Origin of the sequence: Marinifilum sp. D737 (assembly GCF_026672275.1) — a bacterium.
Taxonomy (GTDB): domain Bacteria; phylum Bacteroidota; class Bacteroidia; order Bacteroidales; family Marinifilaceae; genus Marinifilum.
In genome coordinates this window covers 1-9,738 of sequence record NZ_JANQCD010000064.1, presented here as the reverse complement: position 1 = coordinate 9,738, position 9,738 = coordinate 1, and the positions used below count along the sequence as shown (strand labels likewise).

The window sequence follows — 9,738 nt, the reverse complement described above, 5'->3', positions numbered from 1 at the left end:
TAGCCCCGGAGGGGCGTAATCTTTATAGCCTTGGGCAAATGAGCAAAGCGAATGTAGCCCAAGGGATATGGTTCATGCAAATATCGTCGCAACTACATGCCCTTAATTAATGAAGGTCTTTCACATGCGACGGAAAAAATCCCAAGGATAAAGGATAGAATATGATTTCAGAAAATTACGAATGACGAATTGCGAATTACGACTAAACACAGAATGTCCGCCATTACTTTAACAAAGCTGGCTATAACAAATTGTACCACGAAGGAACACAAAGGCTATTCACGAAGAGCTCAAAGGTTTAGACGCAGATCTTGATGATGGCTATGATTTTAGCAGATAAGTTTTGTCCACAGATGAACACTATCGATGCTGTTTTGCAAAGAACAGTATGATTAAAAAAATCGCCTCTTCAATGCATTCAAAATGAATAGAAGTTTTTTGCAGTCTGCTCTAACGCCATAAGATCCATGAATCATATGACAATAAAAAGGTTACCATAAATGGTAACCTTTTCAAATTATATCAGAAATCAATTGTCAAAATAATCAAAGCTTTATGATTTTCTTGATTTGATAGGTATCTTCTATTTTTATTCTTACCATGTAAGTTCCAGCTCTCAGTTCTGAAATATTGATTTTCGACCCCTTATTATAATCATGAATGGTTTTAACCACGCTTCCATTCATACTCAAGATCTGAATTTCTGCATTGTAAGTCCTATTACCTGTCCATTTAATGGCCAGCCATTCTTTACTTGGGTTTGGATAAGCTACCAACTCAGCCAGTTCAAGATCAGCAATACCTGTAACGAGTGTTACGCTTAAGACAGCTTTCACATAGTTGAAATCATAATTGTTATCCTCTCCCGAATCAATAGTGATATCGTAATCGCCCGGTGTAGAGTTTTCATCAGCCTCACAAGTTGCAACAGGAAGAACATCAATATCGCTTTCATCATCTCCGTTCAAAAAGCCGCTGTAGCTTAATGTTAGTTCAGGATTTTCAGCCCCCTGTTCCCTACTTTGGTTATCGGCAGTAACTGTCAATTCTGCTTTACCAATACTTAAGCTACCGTTCATATATTTAAAACTATAATTTTCCGCTGCTCCACCTGTAACTGTAATCTCTTCTGTTCCTACATTTGTAGTTTCATCTGCTGTTGACGATACATCAGGCTGAGTATTCAAAACTAACACATCTTCACCTTTCACAAAACCCTTATAGCTTAGGCTGAATTCAGGATTTGCCTCACCATATTTTTTGCTTTTGTCATCGGCACTTACGGTTAATTCTGCCTTGATGATGCTTAAAGTACCATTCTCATGTTTTAGGCTGTAATTATCTGCTGCTCCACCCGTAACTTTTATCTCTTCTGTTCCTGCATTAGAATCCACATTTGCATTGCTTGTTACAACAGGTTGAGCTGTCAGAACCGATTCGCTTTCTCCATTTACAAAGCCAGCATAGCTTAAAGTAAACTCAGGAATATCATCACCATATGTTATGGCCTTGTCATCAGCACTAACTGTTAATTCAGCTCTGTTAATGGTCAATATTCCCTTTGCGTGATTAAAGTTGTAGTTACTATCACTACCGCCACTTACAATGATATCAACATCACCAATGCCCGTTTGTTGATTGGCTTCGGTAGTACATGTTGGTTTGGTATCCAGCACCAACTCCTCATCACCATTTACAAATCCTGTGTAGCTAAGTGTAAATTCAGGATTGACCTCTCCATATGCTCTTGTTTTATTATCTACAGTTACATATAGCTCTGCCGGATTGATCAAAAGCATTGCTTTCTCATACTCAAACTTGTAGTTATCTGCAGCACCACCACTAATAATGATTTCTACACCACTAACCTCCGTTGTACTATTGGCAGCACATGTGGCAACTGGTTCCTGGCTCAAGACCCTTACATCATCCCCATTTACAAAACCAATGTATTTTAGTTTAAATTCAGGATTGTTTTCTCCATAGTTCCTGGTGATATCATCTGTGCTTACATTCAAAATGGCTTTGTTAATACTTAAAGTACCATTCTGATATTTGAAATTGTACAGATCAGATTCTCCACCTGAAACTACAATTAAAGCTTCTCCTGTACCAGTGCCGGCATCAGCACTTGAACTTGCTTTTGGCTGACTTGTTAATGCTGACGCATCATCGCCATTTACAAAACCGGAGTATTTAAATGTAAATTCAGGATTAACTTCTCCATACAATTTCACCTTGTCTTCAGCAGTAACTGTTAATTCTGCCTTTTTGATGCTAAGTGTTCCGTTCTGATATGTGAAAGTATAGTTATCAGACTGTGCACCCGAAACTTTTATTGCAACAGATCCAGGCACTGTGTTGGCATCGGCTACTGTTGTAAGAGTTGGTTCCTTAGTCAAAGAATTTGAGTGATCACTATTTACAAAACCTGTGTAGCTCACCGTCAATTCCGGATTTGCCTCTCCATAAGTTTTGCTCTTACTATCAGCAGTTACGGTCAATTCTGCTTTGTTAATGTTTAAGGTTCCCTTCACATAGTTAAAGCTGTAGTTATCGGCTATACCTCCTGAAACTGTAATGTCGCTTACACCTGCATTCGTATTTTGATCTGCTGTTGATACAGCAGCAGGTTCAGTAGTTAAAGCTGAAACATCTTCCCCATTTACAAATCCGGTATATCTGATTGTAAAGGCTGGATTGCTTTCTCCATAAGTCTTTGTTTGATCTTCAGCACTTACAGTAAGTACCGCTTTATTGATATCCAGGCTACCATTTACATAGCTAAAGTTGTAGTTCTCATCTTCTCCTCCCGAAACAGTAATAATGGCTGATCCTGCCCCCGTTGCTTCACTTGCCGTTGAAAATGCTGTTGGTGTCTTTGTCAAAACAGAAACATCATCGCCATTTACAAAACCTACATAGCTATTTGTAAAAGTAGGATTTGCTTCTCCGTAAATTTTGATTTTATCTTCAGCAGTTACCGTTAGGTAAGCCTTGTTAATTGTCAAGATAGCATCGGTGTAGTTGAAAGTGTAGTTATCGGCTACACCACCAGTAAGGGTGATAGGAACTGAACCTGCACCTGTAGTTTCATTGGCAAGAGATGATGCAGTTGGCACTGTTGCCAGATCCTTGGCATCTTCTCCACTTACAAAACCAGCATAGCTTAATGTAAACAGAGGATTTGCCTCTCCATAAGTTTTGCTCTTGTCATCCGCTGTTACGCTTAGTTCCACTTTGTTAATGATCAAGCTGCCCTTCACATAGTTAAAGCTGTAGTTATCGGCTATACCTCCTGAAACAGTAATATCGCTTACACCTGCATTCGTATTTTGATCTGCTGTTGATGCAGCAGCAGGTTCAGTAGTTAAAGCTGAAATATCTTCCCCATTTACAAATCCGGCATATCTGATTGTAAAGGCTGGATTGCTTTCTCCATAAGTCTTTGTTTGATCTTCAGCACTTACAGTAAGTACCGCTTTATTGATATCCAGGGTACCATTTACATAGCTGAAGTTGTAGTTCTCATCTTCTCCTCCCGAAACAGTAATAATAGCTGATCCTGCCCCACTTGCTTCACTTGCCGTTGAAAATGCTGTTGGTGTCTTTGTCAAAACAGTAGCATCATCGCCATTTACAAATCCTAAATAACTTACAGTAAATTCAGGATTTTCATCCCCGTAAGTTTTGCTTTTATCATCGGCAATCACACTCAAATTCGCTTTGTTGATCGTTAAATTACCATTATGGTATCTGAAACTGTAATTGTCAGCAGATCCACCAGAGACTATAATCGGAACTGAACCTGCACCAGTGTTCTCATCAGCCGTTGAATTGGCTGTTGATTCAGATGTCAAATCACTCACATCATCAGCATTTACAAAACCTGCATAGCTAATGGTAAATGCCGGATTTGCAGCACCATAAGTTTTGCTTTTGTTCTGAGCAGTTACAGTCAGTTCTACTTTGTTAATGGTCAAACTACCATTCACATACTTGAACAAGTAATTAGGAGAAGCACCACCGGAAACAGTAATGACAGCTGAACCCGCACCTGTGTTCGCATCTGCACTTGTTGATGCTGTTGGTGCCGTTTGCAAATCTGTCTGATCATCAGTATTGACAAATCCGGAATAGCTCACCGATAAAAATGGATTTTCTTCACCATAGGTTTTGCTACTGTCGTCGGCTCTTACTGTCAGTTCTGCCTTATTGATTGTCAATATACCATTTACATATTTGAAAGAGTAGTTGTCAGCGGTCCCGTTAGTAAGTGTAATAGGCATTGAACCCACACCTGTAAATTGGTTTGCATTGGAATGGGCAGTTGGGGCTGTAGTCAAATCCAATTCATTCTCTCCATTCACAAATCCGGAATAACTCACTGTAAATGCAGGATTTTCATCTCCATAAGTTTTGCTCTTGTCATCAGCAGTAACTGTTAATTCAGCTTTGTTGATTGTCAGATTACCATTTACATATTTGAAGCTGTAATTGTCAGAAGCTCCTCCTGATGCAGTGATCACACTTGATCCCACCCCGGTATTTGCACCGGCACTTGAACTGGCTGTAGGTACAGTTGATAAATCCGAAGCATTTTCACCATTTACAAAACCATCATAGCTTAGTGTTAATGCCGGATTGGTTTCTCCATAAGCTTTGCTCTTGTCATCGGCAGTAACTGTCAATTCCGCTTTTTCAATGCTTAAGGTACCATTCACATACTTGAAAGTGTAATTGTCAGCCACACCCCCTGAAGCGGTAATTAACCAGGATCCGACTCCTGTGTTTACATCCGCACTGCTTGATGCTGTTGGTACAGTTGATAAAGCGAAAGCATTTTCACCATTTACAAATCCGCTGTAGCTAATGGTTAAATTCGGATTGTGCTCTCCATAGGTTTTACTTTTATCATCGGCTGTTGCTGTCAACTCTGCTTTGCCAATGCTTAATGTTCCATTCACATAACTAAAACTATAATTGTCATCAATCCCTCCTGAAAGGGTGATGTCAGCAGATCCAACTCCCGTTGAAGCATCAGCAATTGATATAGCACTTGGTTCAGTATCTATAACTATAGGATCTTCTCCATTCACAAACCCCATATACCTGAATGTGAATTCAGGATTCGCATCTCCATAGATTTTGCTTTTATCATCGGCTGTTACAGTCAATTCTGCTTTGTTAATGATTAAGGCACCATTCACATAGTTAAAACTGTAGTTGTCGGAAGCAGCTCCGCTTACGGTAATAGGAACCGACCCTACTCCGCTTGAAGCATCGGCAGTGGTAGTAACCGTTGGTTGGGTGCTTAATGCCGTAGCATCTTCCCCATTTACAAAATCGGAATATCTGATGGATAAGGTCGGATTTACTGCACCATAAATCTTTGATTTGTCATCGGCAGTAATTGTCAGACTTGCCTTGTTCACTGTTAATACTTGCTGAACTTGTGGTGCGGGGTTGTAAATCTCATTTCCCTCTTGTGCTGCTGTAATTGTAGCAGTTCCTGATTGATGGATTGTGATGGTACTACCCGTAATACTTACAACAGAATTATCTGAACTACTATATGTAATAGGTAAATTTGAAGAAGCTGTAGCGGTCAAGTCAAAAGTATTATCTCCATAAGTCACTGCAGAAAGAGCGTCAAATGTAATGCTTTGATCTGCTTTAGGCGTGGTAAACGTCAACTCTTTACCATATCTCGTTCCTGTGTAATCAGTTACGTAAGCTTTGATGAAATACTTTGTTAAGGGCGTTAAATCTTCAAGTTGTCCGGAAAATTGTCCTGCCCCCTTAATTTTACCAAGATCATTTTTATTATCCACTATTGTAGGATTGTTGGATGTACTCCAGCAAAAACCATGAGCTGTAGATGATTGGTTTCCTATATTATCTATAAACCCAATTCCCATAGCATCGAAACCTTTTATATCAGTTACCTCTACACTTTCAATACCGGCAAGCGGGTCATAAGCATATAAAAAAGCAGCTCCATTATCGGGCGAACGAAAAGCACCAATTATAACTTCATCATGATTATCTTTATTTACATCTCCTGCTCCTGAAACTGAAAATCCAAATAAATCTTTTTTTGCAACATGTCCACTTAAAATGGAAGAGGGAGAATCAGACATATTTGCACCACCATAGTATAGATATGCTTTGTGAGTGGCTTCCGTATATAACTCTTTACTTGCTCCGACTATTACATCACTATATCCATCATTATTAACATCACCAGCTCCTGAAACATCTATTCCATAATTGGAAACTTCAAGCTCTTCTTTTAAAATGACATCAGCCTCAGTATCCATTGCTGTACCTCCATAGTAGATATAAACACTACCATTGGAGCTAAAACACCCAATCATAACATCGTCAAAACCATCATTATTTACATCTCCAACTCCAGAAACAGAATAAGCGAAATTAATATCAGTGGTACCACTGTATTTAATATTGAGATCTGGTAGTGGATTTATACTTTCTCCACCATAAAATATGTAAGCATCTTCAGTCCAGTGATCACCTACAATTATGTCATCGTAACCATCATTATTAACATCTCCTGCTCCAGATACTGTTGTTGAGATATTACTACCTCCTAATTCGGCACTAATCGTGAAATCTCCCACATGATCCATATCTGCGCCTCCTAAAAAGATATCAGCATAACCTCTTGCATTTTCATTGCTAACTCCAACAATTACATCATCGTACCCATCATTATTTACATCTCCAACACCAGATACCGAAAGACCGAACAAATCTCTTACACGATAACCAGTCATGACTACATCCGCAACGTTGTCCATATTAGTGCCGCCATAATATATATAGGTTCTTCCTTTCTTGTTATCGTATCCATATGCACTAACAATCACATCATCATAACCATCTTTATTTACATCACCAACTCCCGATACTGAAACTCCAAATAAATCATCAGCTGTTTCTCCTGTCATAATAACATCTGCAACATTATCCGCAGGTTCCCCACCATAGTATATATAGGCTCTTCCTGTATTATTGTTATAGGCTTTTGCCCCAACAATCAAATCATCGTAACCATCATTATTAACATCTCCTGCATTGGACACAGAAGTACCAAATTCATTTCCGGTAAATGATCCATGTATTTTTAAATCATAAACACTATTTATGCCCGAAGCACCATAATATATATAAACCGAACTTTCACCTAATGCACTAACTGCAAAATCATTGTATCCATCTTTATTGAGATCTCCCAAGCGATGAGCACTACCAAATGAATCATTTTCCGCATCTCCTTCCAGAGTTAAATTTGCGGAACTTGGCATATTGGTTCCTCCATAAAAAATATAAGATTGTCCTTTTTCAGTATAGTAGTAAAAGTTCGAAGCTCCAACCATCATATCATCAAATCCATCACCATTGATATCACCAACACCTTCCACTGTACCACCAAAATAATCATAGTTGCCTTGGCCATTCCATATTGCATCTGCATTGGTATCCATGCTCGCTCCACCAAAGTATAAATGTGCACGTCCCGTGTAACTTGAATATCCACTGTCCCCTATCAGAACATCATCAAATCCATCATTGTTCACATCACCTACAATCTCACATGAAGTTCCAAAACTTTTACCATCCTCATTACTTATGGTAATATCTGCAATGCCATCAAATCCTGGACCTCCATAGTATATATAGGCGTAATCCGAAATTCCATTAGCACTTATTAACACATCATTATAACCATCATTATTAACATCTCCTGCTATCGATAAATCAGTACCCAAGCGTGCATATTTGACATCTCCTTTTAAAATTAAGTCAGGATCTGAATCCATAGCTGTTCCACCATAATAGAAGTGTACGCAATCAATCCCAGACATATCTTTTTCGTCGAGATAATAACTTATAATTAAGTCATCATATCCATCACCGTTAATATCTTCAGCTCCAGTAAGTGATTTACATTTTCCTGTATTAAATTCTTTGCTTGAGATGATTACATCAGCTTCAGTATCCATACTAACTCCTCCAAAATAGATGTATGTCAAATTAGCTTCACTCTCGAGGTCATCTCCCATAATAATGATATCATCAAATCCATCTTTATTGATATCTCCTCCATTTCTCACTCTTTGTCCAAAACGATTGTCAAAACCTACACCTTTAATTGTTAAATCTGGCGTATCATCATTTGTACTACCCCCCAAGTAGATATGTACTTGACCTGTTTTTCCATTATGTGATGGTTCGCCTATGGCAAAATCGCTGTAGCCATCATTATTTAAATCAAAGCCTCCAGCAACAATTCCAAAACCAGACTTTGAAACATTATTTTCCTCTTCAAAAGTTTGTACCAGCTCTTGAGCATTGCTGATGACACTTCCAAAGAGAAGTAAAGTAAAAATTAAACCAATCTGAGTAAAAATTTTCATAAAGTAGACTTTAGTGTTATGAATAAGTTTGTTTTTTTTAAAATTGTGTTTTTCAGAACAGCAAGACACTGCCCCGTAAGCACTTAAATATGTGCCTGAATGATAAATTGTAAAACATCAGCTACACTCTATTTAATTAAACAAATATAATTATTCAACATTAATTTAACTATTGATTTTTAAAAGTTAAACAGACGCTATTTAGTTATAAATGCACATCAATAACTGCACAAGCATTAAGCATTGAAGTTTGCATACAATGTAGAATGCCTCTAAATTTAATTTCCAGCCAATTTTTATTCTATCGATCTAAATGTCGAACAGTCGAACAGTCGAACAGTTCAATAGTCGAATAGTAGAAAAGGATAAAGGAGAAAGGAAGGAGATTTACGCAGAGCTCAAAGGTTTAGACGCAGATGTTGAAAATGGATATGATTTGTGCAGATGAAGTGTATTCCTACCAAAATTATAAGGCTTTGGGAATTTCTCCGGGCTTATATTTGCCCTCCTTTTTGAATGCCTTATGTATTATTTAATCTCCTCTATTAGTTTAAGTTATTTTAAAATTTATTTCAACAATCTATCATTTTTTTTTGCCTTTGTAAATTTATTTTGTTTACCTTTACAATGTCTTCTTACAAATCGGGGAACCGATACACCTTTTGTAAGGTTCTTTAAATGAACCTAAATATATCCCATAAACATATATTTCCGCTTGTATTGTACTTTACAGTTGTTGTAAATTATAAGTATGTATGATGTATAGCGAAATTTTATTACTTGAAGCAGGTAGATTTATAAGATCACCCATGGAAAGAAACTAAAAATATCCGGTGGCTTATCCATATTTACCAATTGTATGAGCGCTACATAAGGTATATGTAAGTTGACAAGCGATAAGTCACCGGATTTATTACACCTCCCCCAAATGAACAAATAAATTTTAATGTATCCAATATTAAAAATTACAGCATGAACTTGAAATGCTGCTGCTAATGCAAGAGAAGTCCCCGGGAATGAGATGAAAGTAAGTGCTTGTAATACTGAAAGATTCGGGAATGATACAAAGTGTGTTGCCTGACGATAGAGAGCAAGCCGTTTGAGACACAAAAAGTTGCGGGGACGACACAACGAGCTCCGTTTACAACACAAAAAGTTGCGCGGACGACACAGCGAGCTCCGTTTACAACACAAAAAAGTGCGGGGATGACACAGCGAGCTCCGTTTATGACACAAAAAAGTGCGGGGACGACACAGCGAGCTCCGTTTATGACACAAAAAGTTGCGGGGACGA

Annotated in this window: 1 protein-coding gene; it reads right to left on the bottom strand. The window is 38.1% G+C overall.

Annotation, left to right across the window (positions count from 1 at the left end; genetic code table 11):
- Positions 1 to 545: 545 nt before the first annotated feature.
- Positions 546 to 8,444: an MBG domain-containing protein gene (locus tag NQ163_RS20185; RefSeq protein WP_268192124.1), complete on the bottom strand. Its 7,899-nt coding sequence runs from the start codon at positions 8,442 to 8,444 to the stop codon at positions 546 to 548.
- Positions 8,445 to 9,738 lie beyond the last annotated feature (1,294 nt).

Excerpts from the sequence above, each read along its gene's own strand:
- NQ163_RS20185 (WP_268192124.1), bottom strand. The coding sequence starts at position 8,444 with ATGAAAATTTTTACTCAGATTGGTTTAATTTTTACTTTACTTCTCTTT.